Origin of the sequence: Streptomyces sp. NBC_00727 (genome assembly GCF_045161745.1) — a bacterium.
Taxonomy (GTDB): domain Bacteria; phylum Actinomycetota; class Actinomycetes; order Streptomycetales; family Streptomycetaceae; genus Streptomyces.
The window spans coordinates 3,180,160-3,202,435 of the sequence record NZ_CP108981.1; the positions used below are offsets into that span (position 1 = coordinate 3,180,160).

The 22,276-nt window shown below is 70.3% G+C and carries 19 protein-coding genes; 9 read left to right on the forward strand and 10 right to left on the reverse strand.

Translation table 11 applies throughout. The features are described 5' to 3' along the window. Positions 1 to 280 precede the first annotated feature (280 nt). Positions 281 to 634 carry an STAS domain-containing protein gene (locus OG242_RS14255; protein WP_003967428.1) on the reverse strand — a complete coding sequence of 118 codons (354 nt, stop codon included), beginning with the start codon at positions 632 to 634 and terminating at the stop codon, positions 281 to 283. 78 nt (positions 635 to 712) lie between these two features. Here OG242_RS14255 and OG242_RS14260 point away from each other — a divergent pair, with 78 nt between their 5' ends. Further along, positions 713 to 3,235: a DEAD/DEAH box helicase gene (locus OG242_RS14260; RefSeq protein ID WP_405898531.1), complete on the forward strand. Its 2,523-nt coding sequence runs from the start codon at positions 713 to 715 to the stop codon at positions 3,233 to 3,235. Here the strand turns inward: OG242_RS14260 and OG242_RS14265 are convergent. The 7 genes from OG242_RS14265 to ssd all read right to left on the reverse strand — a co-directional run bounded on the left by OG242_RS14265 (position 3,132) and on the right by ssd (position 8,270). Further along, a complete protein-coding gene (locus OG242_RS14265) occupies positions 3,132 to 3,584 on the reverse strand; it encodes an Rv3654c family TadE-like protein (RefSeq protein WP_405898532.1) in 453 nt (150 codons plus the stop codon). The genes OG242_RS14260 and OG242_RS14265 overlap by 104 nt on opposite strands. Continuing rightward, positions 3,581 to 3,982 (reverse strand): TadE family type IV pilus minor pilin, encoded by a 402-nt coding sequence (locus tag OG242_RS14270; protein WP_405898533.1) that lies wholly within the window; start codon positions 3,980 to 3,982, stop codon positions 3,581 to 3,583. The genes OG242_RS14265 and OG242_RS14270 overlap by 4 nt, the downstream gene beginning before the upstream one ends. A 103-nt stretch (positions 3,983 to 4,085) precedes the next feature. Continuing rightward, entirely contained in the window at positions 4,086 to 4,292 is a 207-nt protein-coding gene (locus tag OG242_RS14275) for a DUF4244 domain-containing protein (protein ID WP_405898534.1), read from the reverse strand. A 69-nt stretch (positions 4,293 to 4,361) separates the two neighbouring features. Further along, complete coding sequence (locus tag OG242_RS14280) at positions 4,362 to 5,201, reverse strand: type II secretion system F family protein (protein WP_405898535.1); 840 nt, start codon at positions 5,199 to 5,201, stop codon at positions 4,362 to 4,364. Beyond that, positions 5,198 to 6,001: a type II secretion system F family protein gene (locus OG242_RS14285; RefSeq protein WP_405901606.1), complete on the reverse strand. Its 804-nt coding sequence runs from the start codon at positions 5,999 to 6,001 to the stop codon at positions 5,198 to 5,200. The genes OG242_RS14280 and OG242_RS14285 overlap by 4 nt, the downstream gene beginning before the upstream one ends. 62 nt (positions 6,002 to 6,063) lie before the next feature. Continuing rightward, positions 6,064 to 7,212, reverse strand: a complete 1,149-nt coding sequence (locus OG242_RS14290; RefSeq protein WP_405898536.1) for a TadA family conjugal transfer-associated ATPase — start codon at positions 7,210 to 7,212, stop codon at positions 6,064 to 6,066. Then, complete coding sequence (ssd, locus tag OG242_RS14295; protein WP_405898537.1) at positions 7,209 to 8,270, reverse strand: septum site-determining protein Ssd; 1,062 nt, start codon at positions 8,268 to 8,270, stop codon at positions 7,209 to 7,211. The genes OG242_RS14290 and ssd overlap by 4 nt, the downstream gene beginning before the upstream one ends. 565 nt (positions 8,271 to 8,835) lie before the next feature. Here ssd and OG242_RS14300 point away from each other — a divergent pair. Beyond that, complete coding sequence (locus OG242_RS14300; RefSeq protein ID WP_405898538.1) at positions 8,836 to 9,675, forward strand: HAD family hydrolase; 840 nt, start codon at positions 8,836 to 8,838, stop codon at positions 9,673 to 9,675. Positions 9,676 to 10,056: 381 nt separating this feature from the next. On the opposite strand, the gene OG242_RS14305 is transcribed toward OG242_RS14300, so the two are convergent. Further along, a complete protein-coding gene (locus OG242_RS14305) occupies positions 10,057 to 10,881 on the reverse strand; it encodes an oxidoreductase (RefSeq protein ID WP_405898539.1) in 825 nt (274 codons plus the stop codon). Between the two features lie 102 nt (positions 10,882 to 10,983). Between OG242_RS14305 and OG242_RS14310 the strand changes: the two genes are divergently transcribed. Next, positions 10,984 to 11,979, forward strand: coding sequence for an ATP-binding protein (locus OG242_RS14310; protein ID WP_405898540.1), 996 nt, complete (start codon positions 10,984 to 10,986; stop codon positions 11,977 to 11,979). 110 nt (positions 11,980 to 12,089) lie between these two features. Here OG242_RS14310 and OG242_RS14315 read toward each other — a convergent pair whose 3' ends face one another. Then, the gene (locus OG242_RS14315) at positions 12,090 to 13,397 is read right to left on the reverse strand and encodes a hypothetical protein (protein WP_405898541.1); all 1,308 of its coding nucleotides are present in this window, start codon (positions 13,395 to 13,397) and stop codon (positions 12,090 to 12,092) included. A gap of 282 nt (positions 13,398 to 13,679) precedes the next feature. On the opposite strand from OG242_RS14315, the gene OG242_RS14320 reads away from it, so the two are divergent. From OG242_RS14320 to OG242_RS14345, 6 genes are all read left to right on the forward strand, one after another. Further along, positions 13,680 to 16,508: a bifunctional SulP family inorganic anion transporter/carbonic anhydrase gene (locus tag OG242_RS14320; RefSeq protein ID WP_405901607.1), complete on the forward strand. Its 2,829-nt coding sequence runs from the start codon at positions 13,680 to 13,682 to the stop codon at positions 16,506 to 16,508. 223 nt (positions 16,509 to 16,731) lie between these two features. Next, positions 16,732 to 18,729 (forward strand): acetate--CoA ligase, encoded by a 1,998-nt coding sequence (gene acs, locus OG242_RS14325; RefSeq protein WP_405898542.1) that lies wholly within the window; start codon positions 16,732 to 16,734, stop codon positions 18,727 to 18,729. A 218-nt stretch (positions 18,730 to 18,947) separates the two neighbouring features. Beyond that, a complete protein-coding gene (nhaA, locus tag OG242_RS14330; protein ID WP_405898543.1) occupies positions 18,948 to 20,354 on the forward strand; it encodes a Na+/H+ antiporter NhaA in 1,407 nt (468 codons plus the stop codon). Positions 20,355 to 20,393: 39 nt separating this feature from the next. Next, a complete protein-coding gene (locus tag OG242_RS14335; RefSeq protein ID WP_405898544.1) occupies positions 20,394 to 20,924 on the forward strand; it encodes a phage holin family protein in 531 nt (176 codons plus the stop codon). Further along, positions 20,921 to 21,946 (forward strand): alpha/beta fold hydrolase, encoded by a 1,026-nt coding sequence (locus OG242_RS14340; RefSeq protein ID WP_405898545.1) that lies wholly within the window; start codon positions 20,921 to 20,923, stop codon positions 21,944 to 21,946. Before OG242_RS14335 ends, OG242_RS14340 begins: the two co-directional genes overlap by 4 nt. Positions 21,947 to 22,052: 106 nt before the next feature. Beyond that, positions 22,053 to 22,256: a hypothetical protein gene (locus OG242_RS14345; RefSeq protein WP_405898546.1), complete on the forward strand. Its 204-nt coding sequence runs from the start codon at positions 22,053 to 22,055 to the stop codon at positions 22,254 to 22,256. Positions 22,257 to 22,276: the final 20 nt, after the last annotated feature.

The following is a 22,276-nucleotide window of genomic DNA, read 5'->3' on the forward strand; positions in this document are numbered from 1 at the left end:
TGCATGCCAGGCACGGGTCCCATGGTCCAGGGCCCGTGGCGCTGTCTGCGAGCCCGCTGATCCCGGCCCGCAGGACGATCTCGTCCGGGCGAGTCGGACAGCTGACAATTAAGTCAGCCATGGACCGCCGACCGGGTGATCCGGCAGCCGCCGAAAGCCGGCCGGGGCTCACCGGCCACGGCGGAACAGAGGCTGCCGCCCCGGCGGTCTCCCACCGGAGCCGCCGCAGCCGGGACCGTCGCCGGGCCGGCGGGTAACCGGCCCGGCGACAGGCCGGATGTCAGTCGGTGGCCGCGACGGCCTCGTCGACCGTCGTGTGGATCGGGAACACCTTGGTCAGACCGGTGATCCGGAAAATCTTGAGAATGCGCTCCTGGTTGCACACCAGGCGCAGCGAGCCCTCATGGGCGCGCACACGCTTCAGGCCGCCCACGAGCACGCCGAGGCCGGTGGAGTCGAGGAAGTCGACGCCTTCCATGTCGACAACCAGGTGGTAGCTGCCGTCATTCACCAACTCGACCAACTGCTCGCGCAGCTTGGGCGCGGTATACACATCAATCTCGCCACCGACCTCGACGACCGTACGGTCGCCACCAGGGCCGGACACATTGCGAGTCGACAAGGACAGGTCCACGGATCCTCCAGCACCTTGCTATCGAGCGGTCGCCCCTCGGTCTCCCCGACGGAGCCGGGGGACGGATCGCCAGCCGCGATGGCATTCAATCACTTACTGGCAGCCATGCACGACGCCTTGGGACCATTGTCCGTCCTGCCAGTGACACACTCGATGCCGATGGCCAAGAATCAATGCCCCAGTCGACCCCCGGAGAGTGGGGGCTCCCGCCCCTCTCCGGACATGGTCCTCGACCGGCTCGCCGCAGGGGCGGGACGGTCCGCGCGCATCACTCATACGGAGCACTTGCCCCCGCGCGCGGGAACCCATGCCGTCTGGCCCGATCGCATCCGTCCGGAAGTGATCGCCGCCATCCAAAAGGCCGGCATCGACCATCCCTGGGCCCATCAGGCAGCCGCCGCGGAGCACGCCCTGGACGGCACCTCCGTCGTGATCGCCACCGGAACGGCGTCCGGTAAGTCGCTGGCCTACCTCGCCCCGGTGCTCAGCGCCCTCCTGGACGGCTCCGAAGCCCCCAACGGACGCGGCGCCACCGCCCTGTACCTCGCCCCCACCAAAGCCCTGGCAGCCGACCAGCGTCGTTCCGTCAAAACGCTCGCGGCTCCGCTGGGCAACGGCATCCGGCCTGCGGTATTCGACGGTGACACCCCCGTCGAGGAGCGCGAGTGGGTACGCCAGTACGCCAACTACGTCCTCACCAATCCCGACATGCTGCACCGCGGGATCCTCCCGTCACACGCCCGCTGGTCCTCCTTCCTGCGCTCCCTGCGCTACGTCGTCATCGACGAGTGCCACACCTACCGGGGTGTCTTCGGATCCCACGTCGCCCAGGTGGTCCGCCGACTGCGCCGCCTGTGCGCCCGCTACGGCTCCGACCCCGTATTCCTCCTCGCATCCGCCACCTCCGCCGAGCCCGCCCTCGCGGCGGGCCGCCTCACCGGCCTCCCCGTCACCGAGGTGGCCGACGACGCCTCCCCGCGCGGCGAACTGGTCTTCGCCCTGTGGGAGCCCCCGCTGACCGAGTTGCACGGCGAGAAGGGTGCGCCGGTACGCCGTACCGCCACGGCCGAGACCGCCGACCTCCTCACCGACCTCACCGTCCAGGGCGTCCGCTCGGTCGCCTTCGTACGCTCCCGGCGTGGCGCCGAACTGATCTCCGTCATCGCCAAGGAGCGCCTCGCCGAGGTCGACCGCACCCTGCCGCCCCGGGTCGCCGCCTACCGCGGGGGGTACCTCCCCGAGGAACGCCGCGCCCTCGAACGCGCACTGCACTCCGGCCGGCTCCTCGGCCTCGCCGCCACCACCGCCCTCGAACTGGGCATCGACGTGTCCGGCCTGGACGCCGTCGTCATATCCGGATACCCGGGCACCAGAGCCTCCCTCTGGCAGCAGGCGGGCCGGGCCGGCCGGGCGGGCCAGGGAGCCCTCGCCATCCTGGTGGCCCGCGACGACCCGCTGGACACCTTTCTGGTCCACCACCCCGAGGCCCTGTTCCAGCAGCCCGTGGAGTCGACCGTCCTGGACCCGGACAACCCGTACGTCCTCGCCCCCCATCTCTGCGCCGCCGCCGCAGAGCTGCCGCTCACCGAATCCGATCTCCAGCTCTTCGGCCCGGCCACGCCCGGGCTGCTCCCCCAGCTGGAGACCGCCAGACTGCTCCGCAAACGACCGTCCGGCTGGCACTGGACGCGGCGCGAGCGGGCCGCCGACCTCACCGACATCCGGGGCGAGGGCGGCCGACCCGTCCAGATCGTCGAGGAGGGCACCGGTCGGCTGCTGGGCACCGTGGACGAGTCCGCCGCCCACAGCGCCGTGCACGAGGGCGCCGTCCACCTCCACCAGGGCCGCTCCTACCTGGTCCGGAAACTGGACCTGGACGACTCCGTGGCCCTGGTCGAGCAGGCCGACCCGCCGTACTCGACCACCGCCCGCGACACCACCTCCATCGCCGTCCTGGACACCGACACGGAGATCCCATGGGGGGACGGGCGCCTCTGCTACGGGTCCGTCGAGGTCACCAACCAGGTCGTCTCCTTCCTGCGCCGCAGGCTGATCACCGGGGAGGTGCTCGGCGAGAGCAAACTGGACCTGCCGCCCCGCACCCTGCGCACCCGAGCCGTGTGGTGGACGGTGACCGAGGACCAGCTCGACGCCGCACGCATCAACCCGGAGATTCTCGGCGGCGCGCTCCACGCCGCCGAGCACGCCTCGATCGGAATGCTGCCGCTCTTCGCCACCTGCGACCGCTGGGACATCGGCGGGGTCTCCGTCCCCCTGCACCCCGACACCCTGCTGCCCACCGTCTTCGTGTACGACGGCCATCCGGGCGGCGCCGGGTTCGCCGAACGCGCGTTCCACACCGCCCGCGAGTGGCTGTCGGCCACGCGCCTGGCCATCGCGTCCTGCGAGTGCGACGCTGGATGCCCGTCCTGCATCCAGTCCCCCAAGTGCGGCAACGGCAACGACCCCCTGCACAAACGAGGCGCCGTCCGCCTCCTCACGGAACTCCTCCGGTGCGCTCCGGGAGCTCCGGGCGAGCCGGACTCCACCGGCCCATCCGGGGCGGAGGAGCGTCCGCCGCAGGGCCCGCCCGGGACCTGACCTCCGGCGCGTACGGCCCGAACCGCACCCTGGCCGTCACGTCGGCGACCTCCCCCTGCACCGCGCAGCGCACCACCTCCGCCCCCTGCGCCCCGGCCACCTTCTCCGCCGACTCGCAGGCCGCCGCCGCGCCCTCCAGGGCCCGGTCCGCCGCAGCCAGCGCCGCCAGGTCGGCCGCACCCCCGGCACGGTGCCGAGCGGCCACCACCTGCCCGAGCGCCAGGACCACCGCGAACACGGTGCACAGCGTTGTTGTGGTCAGTGCCGCCCATACGGTTGCCAGCCCCTGATCCCCCACCGGCGCCCGACGCCGCCACGGCCGCCCGTCCCGCCAACCGCGGCCCCTCACCGTTCCTCCTCTCTCACCGTGGCGCCCGGCGCGTCCGGGGCCGTGGCGCCCGGCGCGCCCGGAGCCGTCGCAGCGGCCGGCACCGGAGCGTCCTCCGCCGCCGCGGCAGCCTCCGCCCTCAGCGTCACGGCTAGGTGCCCCGGCCCGGGCGTCGGGGCGGCCACCTTCACCCGCCACAGCGCTCCGGCGCGTTCCACGGCGACCGAAGCCCCATCGGGCGCCGCGGAGAGCACGGCCTCCCGCACCTGCTCCGCCGGTTCCGAACGCGCCGCCGCCCGAGCTCCGGCGCGCGCCGCGTCCACGCACCGGATCTGGGCCGACGCGGCCATCAACGCCCAGAGCAGAGCCAGGGCGAACACCGCCAGCACCGGGAGCACCATGGCGGCCTCCGCAGTCACCGCGCCTCGGTCACCCCCGCACCCGACGCCCGCGACCGGGCCCTCGCGCACACCCCGCCCAAACCGGGGCACAGCCCCGAGGCCGGTTCCCTCCGCGCCGTCCTCAGAACTTCGCATCGAGCGCGCCCTTCAGCAGCGACTGCAGCTGGGACATCACCGCCGCACTCGTCACCACCTTGTAGAGCACCGCGGCAAAGGCGCATGCCGCGATCGTGCCCACCGCGTACTCCGACGTCGTCATGCCGCCGTCCGCCCCCGAACGGGCACGGCGAACCACGGACCCCATCCAGTTCTTGATCTTGCGCATCATTCTCAGACCCCCGATATGCCAGTTACGTACAGAAACAACTGAAACTGCTCTTGCGCCTTCGATCTCGGGTCACGCCGCTTGAAGCAGGCCGCCGGCCAGCCCGATCACCACGGGCGCCACCCCTACCGCCAGGAATGCGGGGAGGAAGCAGAGCCCGACCGGCGCGGTGATCATCACGGCGGACCTCTGAGCCCGCGCCACGGCCGCCCTCGCCCGCTCGGCCCGCAACGCCTCGGCCATCCTGGTGACCGGTTCCGCCGCCGGAGCACCGGTCGAGCCGGCCCGGTCCAGGCAGCGCGCCAGGGCATCGGCCCCCGGTATCGCGCCGAACCGCCCCCAGGCCACAGCGGGGTCGCCACCGAGCCGGATTTCCGCCGCCGTGCGGGCGAGCTGCTCGCCCACCGGTCCGCCCAGCGACTCGCCCACCGCCTCGGCCGCCTCCACCGGACCTGCACCGGCGGAAATGCAGGCCGCCAGCAGATCAGCCGCCATGGGCAGCTGCCGTGCGGCCTCCGCAGTCCGCGCCTTCGCCTCCGAGGCGAGCTCCGCGTCTTCCCCGAGCCGTGTCCGCCACCACCGCCGGCCGCCGTACGCCGAGACCAGACCGACCACCCACCCCACGGATCCGCCCACGAGGAACCAACCGGTCAACACGACTGCCGCCAACGCCGCCCACTGTTTGACCGGGCCGGCGAAGACCGTCCGGCCCGCTCGGGGGCCGGGCCACCGGGGCGTGCCCGACCGCACAGCAGGCACAGCCGGCGACACCGCCAGGAGCCGATCACCTCGGCGCCGTACCCGCCGGCCCACTCGGCGCCGGGCCAAGGGCAGAACCACTCGGGCGTAGAGCGCCAGTGCCACCCCGACAGCCTCCGCCGTCTGAACGGCCCCGCCTGCTGATGCGTTCATCCAGCTTCTCCCACCCGGACGATCCGGGCGGCCCACAGGAGGCCGCACACCTCCAGCAGCCCGCCCGTCGCCAGACAGACCAGCCCGGCCGTGCTGTGGAGCAGCACCCTCAGCGGATCCGCTCCGAGCGCGGCGCCGAGCCCCATCCCGAGCGCGGGCATCAGGGCGAGCACCGCAACCGTCGACCACGCTCCCGCCAGCTGTGCCCGCAGCTCCTCGCGCTGACGGCGTTCGGCTCGCAGCGCGCCTTCCAACCGGGCCAGACCCGTTGCGAGACCGGCCCCACTGCCCACCGCCACCCGCCAGCAGGCGGCCACTCCGGCCAGCCCGTCCAGCCCCGGCTCACCCGCCGCCTGCACCAGCGCCCTCGGCACATCGCCGCCGAACCGCGCCGCGGCCGACACCCGGGCCCCTGCTTCGCCCAGCACTTCCGTGCTCCGCACCGCGACGAGCAGCGCCTGCCCCGGCTCGTGGCCGGCCCTCAGCTCACCGACCAGCGCACCGCACAGGACCACCACCCCGTCCGCCCGTGCTTCCCGGTCCCTGCGCGACTGCCTCTTCCGCAGCCACCGCCGCACCACAGGAACCGCGACGGCTCCCGCAAGCAACGGCAGTGCGGACTGCCCGAGCACCACCAGGGCCGAAGCCACCGGGAGACAGAGCCACTCCCATCGCCCCCGCAGCCCCTTCTCGATCCGGTTGCGCGACCTCCCCCACCTCTCCCGGGCCCCCGACTGCTCACTACCGCCGGAGAGCAGCGTCCGCCGCCCCCGCCCCATCAGGACCAGCCATGCCGCCATCGCCGCACACAGCGCTGCGGCACGCACAGCCTCCGGGGTCCCGGCAGACGCCGGCCCCCCGGTCACAAGGCGCTCCCGATGAGCTCGTGCAGCCGCTCCCAGCCCCGTTCCCGCTCGAAGCCCATGGCGCCCCAGCGCAGCGCCGGAACCGTCCTCACCAGCCCCGCGGCGTCCCGCTCCAGCACATGGATGTCCGCGATCCGTCTGCGTCCGGTTCGGTCCCGTACGAGGTGGACCACAACCGACAAGGCCGCCGCCAGCTGGCTGTGGAGCGCCAATCGGTCCAGCCCTGCCGCAGTTCCAAGCGCCTCCAACCGCGCCGGGACGTGGCCCGCAGCATTGGCATGGACAGTTCCGGAGCCTCCCTCATGACCAGTATTTAGGGCTGCCAGAAGCTCGGTCACCTCGCTGCCTCGCACCTCACCGACCACCAGCCGGTCGGGGCGCATCCGCAGGGCTTGGCGCACCAGGTCCCGGAGGGTCACCAGCCCGGCACCCTCCTGGTTCGCGGGGCGTGACTCCAGCCTTACGACGTGCGGGTGGTCGGGGCGCAACTCCGACGAGTCCTCGGCGAGTACGATCCGCTCCCGATCGCCCACCGCTCCCAACAGGCTCGCGAGGAGCGTCGTCTTGCCCGCCCCCGTCCCACCGCTGATCAGATACGAGACCCGCGCCTCCACCAGAGCTGCCAGCACTCGGTCACCGCCGGGCGGTACGGTTCCCGCTTCGACCAGCTCCGACAGGGAAAAGGCCCTGGGCCTGACAACCCGAAGCGACAGGCACGTCGATCCGACCGATACCGGGGGCAGCACGGCGTGCATACGGGTGCCGTCAGGAAGCCTGGCGTCCACCCAAGGCCTTGCGTCGTCGAGTCGGCGCCCTGCCACGGCCGCGAGCCGTTGCGCCAGTCTGCGAACCGCAGCCGCGTCCGCGAAGGCCACCTCGGTGAGTTCGAGCCCTCGGCCCCGGTCCACCCAGACCCGGTCGGGTGCGGACACCAGGACGTCCGTGACACCTGGGTCGGCCAGAAGCGGTTCCAGTACCCCGGCCCCGATCAGTTCTCCTCTCAACTCGTCCGCACGGCCCAGCACTTCCGCCGTGCCGAGCAGACGCCCCTGCGCACGCAGCGCGGCGGCCACCCCGGCCGGGGTCGGAGCAGTGCCGCTGTGCGCGAGCCGTTGCCTGACGGCGTCGAGCAGCGCCTCAGTCATGAGGTGCCTCCAGCTACCGGGGTGTTGGCGCTCTCCGCCATGAGCGCCTGTTCCCAGAAGGCGGCGCAGAACCTGGCAAGCGGCCCACGTGTGTTGCCCCCGGGCGGTTCGCCCACGTTCTGTTCGGCTGCCAGACCTCTTTCCAGCGGCACTTCACCGGCCAGCGGCAGGCCCACGGCTCGGGCCACCCACTGCTCGTCGAGCCCCGACGCGTACGGCCCCCGTGACACGACCCGCAGGTCGTCGAGCACCATGCCGGCCATCGACACCACCCGCTTCGCCGCCGCGACCGCGCGCAGTTCGCCGGGAACGACCACCAGCCCCAGGTCTAGCTGGGCAAGGGCTTCGGCCACCGCTTCGTCGACCCGACGTGGCAGATCGACCACCACCACTCCACCGAGCCTGCGGGCGGCGGCCAGTACCGCGCGCATGGCGGGCGGTGGAATGACCACCCAGTCGTCGCGGCCCCAGCTGAGGACCCGCAGCCCGTGCAACGCGGGCAGCGCTTCCTCCAGCGCCCCTCCGCCGACCCGCCCCTTGGAATGGGCGAAATCAGGCCACCGCATCCCCTCGGCCCGCTCTCCGCCGAGCAGCACGTCGATTCCGCCACCCAGCGGATCGCCGTCGATGAGCATGGTCCGCTGCCCGGCCCTCGCCGCGGTCACCGCCAAGGCGCACGCCAGTGTCGACGCACCCGCACCGCCCCGGCCCCCGATCACTCCCACCGTGAGCGCGGGGCGGCCGACGCCCTCCGCAGCGTTGGCGATCTGGTCGACGAGCCAGTTCTCGGAATCGGGCAGTCGAAGCACGTACTCGGCGCCGATCTCGAGGGCTCGGCGCCAGACATCGGGCGCCTCCCGGCCCCGGCCCACGACCATGACGCCGCGCCTGCGCGCCGCTCCGCGGCACCGCGCCACCGCGTCGTCGCCCACGAGGACCACGGGTGCCTGCTCCCAGCCTCCGCGGCCGTCGGGCAGCGTGTGGCGCACCTCCGGTTCCGCACCGGCAGCCGCGCACAACCTCAGCAGATCGTCGAGCAGGTCCACATCTTCGGTCACGATCAGTGGACGGCCCCGTCCTGCGCCGGCAGTCGCCAAACGATCCTGTGCGCTGGATTCAGCCACACTCTCCACCCCTTCACCACTCACCTTCGCCGCCGTTCACAGCGGTCTCGGAGCCCGTCCGAGACCGGCGATTCCGGCCCCCGTGGACTTCACGGGTGGAATCACGGTGCGGTGCTTCCGGAAATGATGTGGATCTTGCTCAAAAACTGTGGACAGCTCGGCGGTTGTGAATAACTTCGTCGCTCATACCGGTGACTTCCCGGAGCGACCCTTTCGCTACCGAGCGTCACGTTGCACGCTGAAGTGAGCCGGCCGCGGAGAGCGGCCACCATGGGGCAAGAGGAGGAGAAATGGTCGATTCCGCGCGTAAAACCGCGTCCGGACATGCGACGACCCCCGCCGGGGGGGAGAGCGGGGGTCGTCCCCACGGCCGACTCGGGGGGGGAGGAGCCGGACCGCGGTTAGCACGGTCGCGAACGATCCGTGACTTCCATGGTGTACCCGAGGCCCTTCTCAGGCAAACCCACGCGCCGGGGTTTACGCCGAATGGCGGGCCCCTATGCTCTGCCATGTGGAAAACCGCTTCTTGCCGCGTACAGCCGCCTTCTTTGACCTGGACAAGACGGTCATTGCGAAGTCTTCGACACTGGCCTTCAGCAAGTCCTTCTACCACGGCGGGCTGATCAACCGCCGCGCCGTGCTGCGCACCGCCTACACACAGTTCGTGTTCCTCGCCGGGGGCGCGGATCACGACCAGATGGAGCGGATGCGCGAATATCTCTCGGCGCTCTGCAAGGGCTGGAACGTGCAACAGGTCAAGGAACTGGTGGCCGAGACCCTGCACGACCTGATCGACCCGATCATCTACGACGAAGCGGCGACGCTCATCGAGGAACATCACACCGCCGGACGCGACGTCGTGATCGTCTCCACCTCGGGCGCCGAGGTGGTCGAACCGATCGGCGAGCTCCTCGGCGCGGACCGCGTCGTCGCCACCCGCATGGTCGTCGGCGACGACGGCTGCTACACGGGCGAGGTGGAGTACTACGCATACGGGCCCACGAAGGCCGAGGCCATCAAGGCGCTCGCGGTCTCCGAGGGCTACGACCTGGCCCGGTGCTACGCGTACAGCGACTCGGCGACCGACGTGCCGATGCTGGAGTCCGTCGGCCATCCGCACGCGGTCAACCCGGACCGGGCGTTGCGCCGGGAGGCGACCCTCCGGGACTGGCCGATTCTCGTCTTCGACCGGCCCGTCCGGCTCAAACAGCGCCTCTCGGCGTTCTCCCTGCCGCCGCGGCCGGCACTCATGGCCGCGGCAGCGGTCAGCGCGGCCGCCCTCACCGCCGGAGTCGTCTGGTACACCGCCCGCCGGAGGGCCGGCGCGGCGTCCGCCTGACATCGGCGATTGCACCAACTCGTCCGTAATTGAACCCAAAAGTAAAGAAGTGCGGCCAGCACTACCGCTCACTCAGCCCCTGGAGTACAAAGGACTCAACGGCCCGCGAGACCAAGGACATCCGCGAGGATGACCTGAATTACGCAGCAAGGCCCCACGGACCGCGCATGAAAACCCGGCACCCACGCGACGTCGACCCGTCGATTACGGGCCAGCCACACCAGGAGCGGGCAAAGACCCCGACCTGATGGGCACATAACGAGGACGCTTGGTAACTGGGCGGACATGCCAGCGGCGGTACCGAGACCGGTACCGCCGCAACCATGTTCACCGGCACAGCGCGCCCGCCCGGGAACGCCGCGGCTGCAAGCCGGCGCGCTACTACGCGGCGCCTCGCTGAAGGGCCTCGCACACTGCCGTGGATTCCCTGACCCCGAGCTCCGCCGAGCGCCCACAATGCTTGATCCAGACGGCCATACCCTCCGGCGTGCCGGACAGATAGCCGTCGAAGGCCGCCGCATAGGCCGCCCGCCCCTGCTCGGCATGTCCGACTTCGGCCGGGCAGATGGACTTGGGATCCAGCCCGCTTCCGATCAGCACGATCCGCTCCGCGGTCCGCGCCACCAGCCCGTTGTGCGACCCGAAGGGGCGGAGCGCCAGCAGTTCGCCGTGGACGACGGCGGCGGTCACCAGAGCGGGCGCCTCGCTCCCCGAAAGAATGAGCCGGGCGAGTCCGTCCAGTCGGCCCGCGACCTCGTCCGCATCCGGCAGCGGCGCCTCGATCAGCGATCCGTCCACCGGTTCGCCCGCGAGCCGGGGCCGCCCGACAGCGTCCTCAGGGGCGGCGCCACCCGCGGCCACCAGGTGGAGCCGGGCGAGAACGCGCAACGGCGACTGTCGCCAGATGGAAAGAAGCTGTCCCGCCTCCGCGGTCAGACGAAGGGCGGACCCGACGACACGGGCCTCGTCGTCACCGCTGAAGTCGGTGCGCCGGCGTACCTCTTCGAGGTTCCAGTCGGCACCGGACAGCGCGGCCGACCCGCGGGCGCCCCGCAGAGCGGCCTCCGCGGTGACTTCATTGCTGCGGCGCCGCATCACGCGGTGCCCGTACACCCGGTCGACAGCCCTGCGTACGGAGTCCACCGCGTCGGTCACACCCGGCAGAGCGCTCAGAGCGACGAGCGGGTCCGAGGAAGTCGTACTCATAAGTAGCGAGGCTACGCGCCTCACACCTGTCTACCGCCGGAAAGTGGTCTTCTTCACGAGACCGGACAACACATTGCTATCGATCGACTACCCTAGGTGAACATGAAGATCGCTTTCGTAGGGAAGGGCGGCAGCGGCAAGACCACGCTGTCCTCGCTCTTCATCCGCCACCTCGCCGCCAATGAAGCCCACGTCGTCGCGGTGGACGCCGACATCAACCAGCACCTCGGAGCCGCGCTCGGCCTCGACGAGGACAAAGCCGCGGCGCTGCCCGCCATGGGGGCGCAGCTGCCTCTGATCAAGGAGTATCTGCGCGGCAGCAATCCGCGCATCGCCTCGGCAGAGACGATGATCAAGACAACGCCGCCGGGCGAGGGCTCGCGTCTGCTGCGCGTACGCGAGGACAACCCGATCTTCGACGCCTGCGCCCGCACGGTGCGGCTCGACGACGGGGACATCCGGTTGATGGCGACGGGGCCGTTCACGGAGTCCGACCTCGGCGTGGCGTGCTACCACTCCAAGGTCGGCGCGGTCGAGCTGTGCCTCAACCACCTCGTCGACGGCCCGGACGAATACGTGGTGGTCGACATGACCGCTGGTTCGGACTCCTTCGCGTCAGGGATCTTCACCCGCTTCGACATGACGTTCCTCATCGCCGAGCCGACGCGCAAGGGTGTCTCGGTGTACCGCCAGTACAAGGAGTACGCGCGGGACTTCGGCGTGGACCTGAAGGTCGTCGGGAACAAGGTGCAGGGCGAGGACGACCTGGAGTTCCTGCGCGCCGAGGTGGGCGACGACCTGCTGGTCACCGTCGGCCACTCCGACTGGGTGCGGGCCATGGAGAAGGGCCGCCCTGCGCGCTTCGAGCTGCTGGAAGCCGACAACAGGATGGCCCTGCAGGCCTTGCAGAACGCAGCGGAGGACTCGTACGAGCGGCGGGACTGGGGCCGTTACACGCGTCAGATGGTGCATTTCCACCTGAGGAACGCGGAGAGCTGGGGAAACGAGAAGACCGGGGCCGACCTGGCCGCCCAGGTCGACCCGGCCTTCGTGCTGGACGAGCGCCTCATTCGCGTCGAAGCCGGCCAGCCGGCCTGAGGGACCGAGACTTCGGGGGGCCGGCCACGGCATCGCCGATGCCTCGGTGTACGAACCGGACGGCGCCGGGTGCGTCCCCTGCCCGGCGCCCAGGGGTACGGAACGGTCCCCTAGCGGCCGGCCGGATTTCCCGCTGCTGCGGCAGGCGCCTTCGAGGCGGCCTGGTCCCGGCCCACACCGGCCTTGAGGAGCGCCGGCCAGCCGGCCTTCGGCTCCTGGCCGACCTTCAGGGTCCGGAGCTTCGCCAGCGTCGCCGGGTCCTGTACGTCGAGCCAGTCCGCCAGTTGCCTGAACGAGACGCAGCGGACGTCCTTCTTGGTGCAGACCGTTGCGATCGTCTCCTCGATGGCGCGCATGTAGGTGCCGCCGTTCCAGGACTCGAAGTGGTTGCCGATGATCAGTGGCGCCCGGTTGCCCTCGTAAGCGCGGTCGAAGGCCTGGAGCAGGCCGTCACGCATCTGGTTTCCCCAGTACTCGTGCTTGTCCGGGTCACCCTGGGTGGTTCCGGACTGGTTGAACATGAAGTTGTAATCCATTGAGAGCGTCTCGAAGCCCCGGCCCGGGACAGGGACGAGCTGCATGGAGAGGTCCCAGACTCCGTTCTTCTTCTGGGGCCACACCTGATCGTTGACGCCACTGGAGTCGTAGCGGAACCCCATGGTGCGTGCCGCCTCCACCATGTTCTTTTGGCCCTCCAGGCACGGGGTGCGGCCGCCGACGAGTTCCTTGTCGTAGTCGAAGGGCAGCGGCTTCTCACCCTTGAGAACGGGGTCATTCGTCTTCCAGCTCTTGACGAAGGACTTCGCCTGGCTGATCTCGCTCTTCCACTCGTCGACGGACCAGGTGCCGACGCCGCCGTCCTTGCCGCAGAAATGGCCGTTGAAGTGGGTGCCGATCTCGTTGCCGTCCTGCCAGGCACCGCGGAGCTGGATGAGGGTGTCCCGGATGCCCCTGGTGTCGTTGAAGCCGATGTCCGAGCTGCCGGCGTTGTGCTTGGGCGGGTCGTACTGCGTCCGCTTCCCCTCCGGCAGCAGGTACACGCCGCTGAGGAAGTACGTCATTGAGGCGTTGTACTTCTTGCCCACCTCGCGGAAGTGCGAGAAGAGCCGCTGGCTGTCCTCTCCTGCTCCGTCCCACGAGAACACCACGAACTGTGGCGGCTTCTGGCCGGCTGTCAGGCGTTGCACCACCGGCTGCTTGGGCTGAATTCCCGTGAACGCGGTGGAACCGTCACCGAGGGCCCGGAACACCGACTTGGGCGCCGATTTCGCTGCCTTCTTCTTCTCGCCCGCGGCGCCGTTCACAGCTCCGAGGCCGGTGTTCCCCGAGCCGGAGCCCGCTCCCGAGCAGCCGGCCGCCCCCACGACCATCGCAACAGCCATGACGCCCAGAGCGATCCTTTTCGTGGCGGCCATCATCCGCCCACCTCTTTCTCGCAGGTAGCTTGCGCCGAGTGCCGACACGGCGCCGCCAAGGTCGCACGCACGGTCGAAGAGCTGGCGCGACAGGCCGAATGAAAAGCTGCTTATTCACCGGAATGGGTGACTGAATGGCCCATTTGCCCTTAATCCTGGACACGGTTCTTTACTCTCCATTACTATCTGTTTACCGAGAGTTGAGGTATCCCGCCGCTGCACGCCGTGACCCACGGCCGCGTCACCGAATTTCGCGACCGCGCTGCCCAGGAGGAGACGGGACAAATGTCTGCCTGCGTACCCACTCGCCACGACCACTCATCGCGCAGTTCTCGCCCTTCCCGGTCCTCGGGAGTCAAACGACCACACAGCCCGCCCCCGCCGTCTCGCCGCGGCCGATTCCGTATCGCGGGCGCAGACGTATCGGCGTCCATCACTGTCTTTCTGCTCGCCATCCCCATGTCGCTCGGTCTCGCCGTCGCCATGGGTGCACCTCTGGAGGCGGGCCTCATCTCCGCCGCGGTCGGCGGCATCGTCGCCGGGCTCCTCGGCGGCACTCCGCTCCAGGTCTCCGGCCCGTCCGCCGGACTGACCGTCGTGACAGCCGAGACGATCCAGATCTACGGCTGGCGCACCACCTGCGCCATCACCATCGGGGCGGGCCTGCTTCAGCTCGCGCTCGGTTCCCTACGGGCGGCGCGCAGCGCGCTCGCCGTCAGTCCCGCCGTCGTCCACGGCACGCTCGCCGGCATCGGCGTGGCCATCGCGCTCGCTCAACTGCACATCGTGCTGGGCGGCTCACCACAGAGCTCCGCCATCTCCAACGTTTTGCATCTTCCCGACCAACTGGCACGTGTCAGTCCCGCCGCTCCGCTGATCGGCGCGCTCACCGTAGCCATTCTCGTCCTGTGGCCGTTGCTGCCCGGGCGAGGGGGCCGGCTTCTACGTCGCGCTCCGGCGGCCCTGGCTTCCGTGGGCCTTGCCACGGCCGTGGCAGCGTGGGCGGCACCGTCGATCGCCAGGGTCGATCTGCCCTCCTGGCGCTCGCACGCCCTGCCCGAAATGCCGGAGGGCCCCGTGCTCGGCCTGGCCACCGCCGTGTTCACGATGATGCTGGTGGCCAGCCTGGAGTCGCTGCTCGCCGCTGTCGCCGTGGACAAGCTGGCCGCCGAACGGAACCGTTCTCGCCCTACGGATTCCCCTGCCGGGGCCGGGAAGGTACAAACCACGACTCCCGGTCCGACACAGGAGTTGGGAGAGGATGGCGACCATCCCGTCACCCCGGCGACGCCCGCCTCCGAAGCCGAGGCCCCGGCCGGGCCGGCCGGCCGCAGCCGGTTGGCGCCGCCACTCAAACGCTCCGACCTGGACCGGGAACTCCGCGCACAAGGCATCGCCAACGCGGTCTCGGGTCTACTGGGCGGACTCGCGGTCTCCGGCGGGGCCGTGCGCAGTTCGGCGAATGTGAGAGCCGGGGCGACCGGCCGCGCCTCCACCGTGCTGCACGGCGTGTGGATCCTCCTCGCCTCCGGCCTGCTCGTCACAGCCCTGGAGCGCATTCCGCTGGCGGCCCTGGGGGCGCTGGTGATGATGGTCGGCCTGAAGATGGTGAGCCTCGCCCACATCCGCAACGTCCACAAACATCGGGAATTCCTTGTGTACGGCGCGACGATCGCCGGTGTTCTGCTCGTCGGTGTCCTCAAGGGCGTAGCGATCGGGATCGCCGTCGCGGTGATCGTCGCGCTGCACCGGCTGGCCAGGACCCGGATCTCGGTGTCCGAAAGAAACGGGCAGCATCTCGTCGTCGCGCGGGGTCAGTTGACGTTTCTGGCCGTACCTCGCCTCAGCCGCGTGCTGGGCCGGCTTCCCCAAAGCGCCGATGTCGTACTGGAATTGGACGGCTTCTTCATGGATCACGCCGCGTACGAGGCGATTCAGGACTGGAGTAACGCCCATACGGCGCACGGAGGCCAGGTCGCCTTCGCCGGCCGCTTCGGCGGCAGGATCGCGGAGCCCGCCGCAGCAGCTCACTCCTGCTGCCGTCCGTGGACTCCGTGGCGCAACCATCACTGCCACGACCAGCCCGAGCACGCCCCTCCCGTGCGGCCCCCCGCCAACCGACCGTTCTCTCTGGTCACCGCCGACACCGCTGACGCCACCGACACCGCCGACACCTCCGCAGTGCTCACCGCGGCCAAGGGCCCGGACACAGACGGCAAGGCTCCCGCCCTCGCCCGGCCGCACAGTGGCAGCGGCGCGCTGCCACAGTCGCGCCCGCTGCTCTCGCAGCCCCCACCTCCCTCGCAAACCGCGCCCACCACACAAGCAGCCCTCGCACCCCACGAGGTGCCCGCCCCAGAAGCCCCCTCCCTCCGACAACATGCGCGCGCCGACCGGCCCCCGCGCGCGGGCGGCGATCACCGGCTGGTCCGAGGCATCAGCTCGTTCCAGCGCGACACAGCGCCCCTGGTCCGCAGCGAACTGGCGCGGCTCGCCAGGGAGGGCCAGCGCCCCTCCCAGCTCTTCATCACCTGCGCGGACTCCCGCCTGGTGACGAGCATGATCACGGCCAGCGGCCCGGGCGACCTGTTCACCGTGCGCAACATCGGCAACCTGGTGCCGCCCCCGGACGCCGAGGCGGGGGATCACTCGGTGGGGGCCGCGATCGAGTACGCGGTGGACGTGCTCGGCGTCGAGTCCATCACCGTCTGCGGCCACTCGGACTGCGGCGCGATGAACGCACTGCTCGAAGGTGCGCCGGACGCCCCGGACACATCGCTGTGGCGCTGGCTCCGGCACGGGCTCCCCAGCCTGGGCCGGGCGACCTCGGCCGACGACACCCGGGTCCGGCTCTCCGGCCGGCCACCCGCCGACGTGGTGGAGCGGCTGTGCCTGAGCAATGTGGTCCAGCAGCTCGACCACCTGAGGGCTCACCCCTCGGTGGCGCGCCGCATCGCCGAAGGCACCCTGCAGCTGCACGGCATGTACTTCCACGTGGCGGAGGCCCAGTCGTATCTGCTGACCGAGGAAGGGAGAGCCGAAAGCCGACCGGTTGACGTGTTCGACCCGATCGCGCCCGCCCATCCGGCCGAACCGGCACGTACGGGCGCCTGAACCTCCAGGCCCTCGCGTCCGTGAGACCTGGTGAAACCGCTTCCGCGTTTCCCCCGTACCGCTCACCCCGGCGGCGAGGCAGCACACGCCGAGCCGCCACACCGGCGCCGCGATCCACCGCGCCACCCCGGAGCGGAAGCGGGATCATGCCTCTATACACGAGACACAGGTCTAAACCAATTCCTGGCAGACACTTGTCACCCGGCCTCGGGACTGATGAGCTATGCCCCGGGACACAACGGACACCCTGGGACTGGGAGAAGTCGTGAGCAACGAGAGTCTGGCCAACCTGCTTCGGGAAGAGCGGAAGTTCGCTCCGCCTGCCGAGCTGGCCGCCAACGCCAACGTCACCGCAGAGGCGTACGAGCAGGCCGAAGCGGACCGGCTGGGCTTCTGGGCCGAGCAGGCCCGCCGCCTGACTTGGGCCACCGAGCCGACCGAGACCCTCGACTGGAGCAACCCGCCCTTCGCGAAGTGGTTTGCGGACGGCAAGCTCAACGTCGCCTACAACTGCGTGGACCGTCACGTCGAGGCGGGCAACGGCGACCGCGTCGCCATCAACTTCGAGGGCGAGCCCGGCGACAGCCGAGCCATCACCTACGCGGAGCTGAAGGACGAGGTCTCCCGCGCCGCCAACGCCCTCATCGAGCTCGGCGTCGGCAAGGGCGACCGGGTCGCCGTCTACCTCCCGATGATCCCCGAGGCCGCCGTGGCGATGCTGGCGTGCGCCCGCATCGGTGCCGCGCATTCGGTGGTCTTCGGCGGGTTCTCCGCCGACGCCATCGCCGCCCGCATCGAGGACGCGGACGCGAAGGTCGTCATCACGGCCGACGGCGGTTACCGCCGCGGGAAGCCGTCCGCGCTCAAGCCCGCGGTCGACGACGCCGTCTCCCGTATCGACAGCGTGGAGCACGTTCTCGTGGTCCGCCGTACGGGCCAGGACACCGCGTGGACCGAGGGCCGCGACGTCTGGTGGCACGAGATCACCGGCCGGCAGTCCGCCGAGCACACCCCCGAGGCCTTCGAGGCGGAGCAGCCGCTCTTCATCCTCTACACGTCGGGCACGACCGGGAAGCCCAAGGGCATCCTGCACACCTCCGGCGGCTACCTCACCCAGGCGGCGTACACGCACCACGCGGTCTTCGACCTCAAGCCGGAGACCGACGTCTACTGGTGCACCGCCGACATCGGCTGGGTGACCGGCCACTCGTACATCGTCTACGGGCCGCTGGCCAACGGCGCCACGCAGGTGATGTACGAGGGCACCCCGGACACCCCGCACCAGGGGCGCTTCTGGGAGATCGTCCAGAAGTACGGGGTCACGATCCTCTACACCGCGCCGACCGCGATCCGTACGTTCATGAAGTGGGGGGACGACATCCCCGCCAAGTTCGACCTGTCGTCCCTGCGCGTTCTCGGTTCGGTCGGTGAGCCGATCAACCCCGAGGCCTGGATCTGGTACCGCAAGCACATCGGTGCCGACACGTGCCCGATCGTGGACACCTGGTGGCAGACCGAGACCGGCACGATGATGATCTCGCCGCTGCCCGGCGTCACCGAGACGAAGCCGGGAAGCGCCCAGCGCGCCCTGCCGGGCATCTCGGCGACCGTCGTCGACGACGAGGCCAACGAGGTCCCGAACGGCGGAGGCGGCTACCTGGTCCTCACCGAGCCGTGGCCGTCGATGCTCCGCACCATCTGGCGCGACGACCAGCGGTTCCTCGACACCTACTGGTCGCGCTTCGAGGGCAAGTACTTCGCCGGCGACGGCGCCAAGAAGGACGAGGACGGCGACATCTGGCTGCTGGGCCGGGTCGACGACGTGATGCTGGTGTCCGGGCACAACATCTCGACCACCGAGGTCGAGTCGGCGCTCGTCTCGCACCCCTCGGTCGCCGAGGCCGCCGTGGTCGGCGCCACCGACGAGACGACCGGCCAGGCCATCGTCGCCTTCGTCATCCTGCGGGGCACGGCGACCGCCTCCGACGAGCTGGTGGCGGAACTGCGCAACCACGTCGGCGCGACACTCGGCCCGATCGCCAAGCCGAAGCGCATCATGCCGGTGGCCGAGCTGCCGAAGACCCGTTCCGGCAAGATCATGCGGCGTCTGCTGCGCGACGTGGCGGAGAACAGGGCCCTGGGCGATGTCACGACCCTGACCGACTCCTCGGTCATGGATCTGATCCAGAGCCAGCTGCCGACCGCCTCCTCCGAGGACTGAGACCGCTAACCCGAAGGGCACCCGGCAACGCGCCGGGTGCCCTTCGGGCATTTAGGGTCAAGATCACCGCTCCCTCACACCCCGGCGCCACGCCCCACGGGTACAGTGGCAGTTGATCGACAACACGATAGGAAAATCTCCACAGGGGTGCCGGGAAGTCTGGTCGGCAAGTGCATCAGCCATGCCATCGCTGCCGTACCGACCCGGAGGTCTCCCCCGTGGCCAGTCCCACCCCCGCGCCCACCGGCCCACGCCGCACCTTCCTGGGGCGCCTGCCGCTTCCCGAGCGCAACTACGTCGCCGACGCCCTGCGTACGGAGACGGTCGGTGGTGTCATCCTGCTGGTCGCCGCCGTGGCCGCGCTGGTCTGGGCGAACACCGCGGGTTCGAGCTACTCGGCCGTCAGCCACTTCCACATCGGGCCCGAAACTCTCGGACTTCACCTCTCCGTCGAGCACTGGGCCGCCGACGGGCTGCTGGCGGTCTTCTTCTTCGTCGCCGGCGTCGAACTCAAACGAGAACTCGTGGCGGGCGAGCTGCGCGATCCCAAGGCCGCCGCGCTCCCCGTGGCCGCCGCGCTCTGCGGCATGGCCGTCCCGGCGATCGTCTACACGCTGGTGAACGTGCTCGGTGACGGTTCCACGGACGGCTGGGCGGTTCCCACCGCCACCGATATCGCCTTCGCGCTCGCCGTTCTCGCCGTCATCGGCACCTCACTGCCGGCCGCGCTCCGGGCCTTCCTGCTGACGCTCGCCGTCGTGGACGACCTCTTCGCGATCCTGATCATCGCCGTCTTCTTCACCGACGACATCGACTTCCTCGCGCTCATCGGCGCCTTCCTCGGCCTGGGCCTCTTCTACCTGCTGCTTCGCCTCGGTGTGCGCGGCTGGTACATCTACGTACCGCTCGCCCTGGTCATCTGGGGACTGATGTACAACAGCGGCATCCACGCCACCATCGCCGGTGTCACCATGGGGCTGATGCTGCGCTGCACCCGGCGCGAGGGCGAGGAGCACTCGCCCGGCGAACGCATCGAGCACCTGGTGCACCCCCTGTCGGCGGGCGTCGCGGTGCCGGTCTTCGCGCTCTTCTCCGCCGGCGTCTCCCTCTCCGGCGGCGCGCTGGCCGGTGTCTTCGACCGGCCCGAGACGCTCGGGGTCGTCCTGGGACTCATCGTCGGCAAGACGATCGGTGTCTTCGGCGGTACGTGGCTGACCACCCGGCTCACCAAGGCCGAACTGAACAAGGACCTGGCCTGGGCGGACGTCTTCGCGATCGCCACACTCGCCGGCATCGGCTTCACCGTCTCGCTGCTGATCGGGGAGCTCGCCTTCGCCGGTGACGACGACATGATCAACGAGATCAAGGCGTCGGTTCTGCTCGGCTCCCTGATTGCCGCCGTACTCTCCGGTGTACTGCTCAAACTCCGGGTACGCAGATACAGGGCGCTGTCCGACGCCGAAGAACTCGACGAGGACGGCTCCGGAGTGCCGGACGTCTACGAACAGGACGACCCGGCGTACCACCTGAGGATGGCCGCCATCCACGAGGAGAAGGCGGCCGAGCACCGCCGCCTTGCCCGACTGGCGGGGGCAGCGAGCAACAAGCCGGACAGTCCGGCATGATCTGACATCGGACGTGTTGAACAGGAGAGGGAGTCAGGGATGAGCGACCCCGGCAATTACGCGGGCAGCGCCGACCGCAGTCTCGGCCAGCTGGTCGCGTCGGCGACGGCCGAACTGTCGGCGCTGGTGCACGACGAAATCGCCCTGGCCAAGGCCGAGGTGCGGCAGGACGTCAAGCGCGGCGTCATCGGCAGTGTGGCGTTCATCGTCACGGGCGTGCTGATCCTGTTCGCGATCCCGGTGCTGAGCTTCGCTGCAGCGTACGGAATCCACAACCTGGGGCTCGGCCTCGCCTGGTCGTTCCTGATCGTGGGCGGCGCGTTCATCCTGCTGGGCATCCTGCTCGCGCTCTTCGGGTACGCGAAGATCAAGAAGGTCAAGCCGCCGGAGAAGTCCATCGCGTCCGCCAAGCAGACCGCCGCCGTACTTCAGGGCGTCAAGCCGCACCCCCGTCCGGAGATCGCCGCCGACGCGATCCTCCCGGTGGGCGGCAGCACCCGCGCGGACCGGGCCCTCGAAGCCGCACCGGTCCAGGACAAGGCGTCGGCTGTGGCACGCTCGTCCACATGACCGTCCCCGAATCCAGCGCATCCGGCCCCCCGGCCCCGGACGACCGGGCGGGCCACGAAGTACCGGCCGGCCCGGCGGACTCCGCATCCGCGCCGTTCGCCCCGGCCGGCGGCCCCGTCCGCCTCGACGGCCCCTGGACCCACCGGGACGTCGCGGCGAACGGTGCCCGCTTCCACATCGCCGAGATGGGTGAGGGGCCGCTGGTCCTCCTCCTGCACGGCTTCCCGCAGTTCTGGTGGACCTGGCGCCACCAGCTGCCCGCGCTCGCCGAGGCCGGTTTCCGGGCCGTGGCGATGGATCTGCGCGGCGTCGGCGGCAGCGACCGCACACCCCGGGGCTACGATCCCGCCAACCTGGCGCTGGACATCACCGGCGTGGTCCGGTCGCTCGGCGAGCCGGACGCCGCCCTGGTCGGCCACGACATGGGTGGCTACCTGGCCTGGACGGCCGCCGTGATGCGCCCCAAGCTGGTGCGCCGGCTGGTCGTCTCCTCGATGCCCCACCCGCGGCGGTGGCGGTCCTCGATGCTCTCCGACTTCGCGCAGTCCCGGGCCGGCTCGTACATCTGGGGCTTCCAGCGGCCGTGGGTGCCGGAGCGTCAGCTCGTCGCCGACGACGCGGCCTTGGTGGCGCGACTCATCAGTGACTGGGCTGGGCCCAGCAAGGCGGACTTCCCGGACGCGGCCACGCTGGGCGTGTACCGGCGCGCCATGTCCATCCCCTCGACGGCGCACTGCTCGATCGAGCCGTACCGCTGGATGGTGCGCTCGCTGGCTCGCCCGGACGGCATCCAGTTCAACCGGCGCATGAAACGGCCCGTTCGGGTGCCGACGCTGCATCTGCACGGTTCACTCGATCCGGCGGTCCGCACCCGGAGCTCCGCCGGCTCCGGCGAGTACGTAGAGGCGCCCTACCGTTGGCGACTTTTCGACGGTCTCGGCCACTTCCCGCATGAGGAGGATCCGGCCGGGTTCTCGGCCGAACTCATCAACTGGCTCAAGGATTCCGAGCCGGATCGCTGACCCCGTGGGCACGTGTGTCCGACGAACAGCCACGTGCCTGACGCATAGGCCAATTGGCTGACGGATGGGCGGTTACGGACCATGAGGCACGGGCAGACGTCCGGGTATGGGCTGGACGCACGACTTCGGTGACGCAGCACGCAACCGTCGCTCGACCGCCACGGCGGTTCCGGGCATTCATGAGGGGGACGGCCTCCATGGCCGGGTGCACGCTTTGCACGTCATGCATGATCCTCGGCTCGGCATCTCACGCATCCTCCGCCGCAGGGCCCGCTGGGTCTCGGCGCGGCTGCGCCACCCCCGCAACTGACGTCCCCCGCGGGCGGCACC

Bases quoted from the DNA above. Each gene is read 5' to 3' on its own strand.
- OG242_RS14260 (WP_405898531.1), top strand. From the start codon at position 713: ATGGCATTCAATCACTTACTGGCAGCCATGCACGACGCCTTGGGACCA.
- OG242_RS14275 (WP_405898534.1), bottom strand. From the start codon at position 4,292: ATGATGCGCAAGATCAAGAACTGGATGGGGTCCGTGGTTCGCCGTGCC.
- OG242_RS14280 (WP_405898535.1), bottom strand. From the start codon at position 5,201: ATGAACGCATCAGCAGGCGGGGCCGTTCAGACGGCGGAGGCTGTCGGG.
- OG242_RS14285 (WP_405901606.1), bottom strand. From the start codon at position 6,001: ATGGCGGCATGGCTGGTCCTGATGGGGCGGGGGCGGCGGACGCTGCTC.
- OG242_RS14290 (WP_405898536.1), bottom strand. From the start codon at position 7,212: ATGACTGAGGCGCTGCTCGACGCCGTCAGGCAACGGCTCGCGCACAGC.
- OG242_RS14300 (WP_405898538.1), top strand. From the start codon at position 8,836: ATGCTCTGCCATGTGGAAAACCGCTTCTTGCCGCGTACAGCCGCCTTC.
- OG242_RS14305 (WP_405898539.1), bottom strand. From the start codon at position 10,881: ATGAGTACGACTTCCTCGGACCCGCTCGTCGCTCTGAGCGCTCTGCCG.
- OG242_RS14310 (WP_405898540.1), top strand. From the start codon at position 10,984: ATGAAGATCGCTTTCGTAGGGAAGGGCGGCAGCGGCAAGACCACGCTG.
- OG242_RS14315 (WP_405898541.1), bottom strand. From the start codon at position 13,397: ATGATGGCCGCCACGAAAAGGATCGCTCTGGGCGTCATGGCTGTTGCG.
- OG242_RS14320 (WP_405901607.1), top strand. From the start codon at position 13,680: ATGTCTGCCTGCGTACCCACTCGCCACGACCACTCATCGCGCAGTTCT.
- acs (WP_405898542.1), top strand. From the start codon at position 16,732: ATGCCCCGGGACACAACGGACACCCTGGGACTGGGAGAAGTCGTGAGC.
- OG242_RS14335 (WP_405898544.1), top strand. From the start codon at position 20,394: ATGAGCGACCCCGGCAATTACGCGGGCAGCGCCGACCGCAGTCTCGGC.
- OG242_RS14340 (WP_405898545.1), top strand. From the start codon at position 20,921: ATGACCGTCCCCGAATCCAGCGCATCCGGCCCCCCGGCCCCGGACGAC.
- OG242_RS14345 (WP_405898546.1), top strand. From the start codon at position 22,053: ATGGGCTGGACGCACGACTTCGGTGACGCAGCACGCAACCGTCGCTCG.